Genomic DNA, 780 nt, shown 5'->3' with positions numbered 1-780 from the left:
CGGCGCGAGGCGCGATCCGGCCGGGATGGCGCTCGCCGGGCTCGTCGCCATCGTCGGCATCGGCTCGTTCCTGTTCCACACCCTCGCCGTCCGCTGGGCGATGCTCGCCGACGTCATCCCCATCGCCCTCTTCATCTATGCCTATTTCTTCCTGGCCCTGCGGCGCCTCCTTGGGCTCTCGATCGCGTCGGCGATCCTGGCGACGCTCGGCTTTACCGCTTTCTCGGCGGGACTGGAACCGGCCCTCGACGCGCTCACGGGCCAATCGGTCGACCGCTTGAGCAACGGCTCCATCGCCTACGCGCCCGCCATCCTGGCCCTCATCGGGGTCGCGGCCGGCCTGCTGATGCCCCAGACCTGCCCCATTGGCCCGGCCCGGCGCCGCGCCGGCCTGTCGCTGCTGGCCATCGCCGCGTTGTTCGCCCTCTCTCTGACCTTCAGGACCCTGGACGCTGCCCTGTGCCCGAGCCTGCCGATCGGCACCCACTTCCTCTGGCATGGCCTCAACGCCGCCGTCCTGTACGGCCTCATCGCCACCGCATGGCGCTTCAAGGCAGAGGGGGATGACCGGCGCCCCGCACCCTGAGGAGGCTGGCTCCATCGGTCTCCAACATGCCCGCTCGAAGCCGCATCGAGAGGACCCACGGGCTTTCTTCCGCCACTGGGCTTTCTTGCACCACACGGGGATTCGTTGCAGAAGAGCCGGCCGTTCGAAGGAGCGGCGTCGCGCACAGGCTTGAACGACGCGTTACCCGCGCTCGGCCGAGCGAAGTCAGATAC

General features: G+C 69.1%; 1 protein-coding gene. It reads left to right on the top strand.

All coding sequences use genetic code 11. From position 1 onward, the window contains the following. Positions 1 to 586, top strand: a 586-nt coding sequence (locus tag VQ02_RS38580; RefSeq protein ID WP_048448701.1) for a hypothetical protein, incomplete at its 5' end; no start/stop codon positions are given. Between the last annotated feature and the right edge of the window lie 194 nt (positions 587 to 780).

The sequence above is a fragment of the Methylobacterium variabile genome (genome assembly GCF_001043975.1).
In the GTDB taxonomy this organism is placed as follows: domain Bacteria; phylum Pseudomonadota; class Alphaproteobacteria; order Rhizobiales; family Beijerinckiaceae; genus Methylobacterium; species Methylobacterium variabile.
This window is presented reverse-complemented; position numbering and strand designations above follow the sequence as displayed.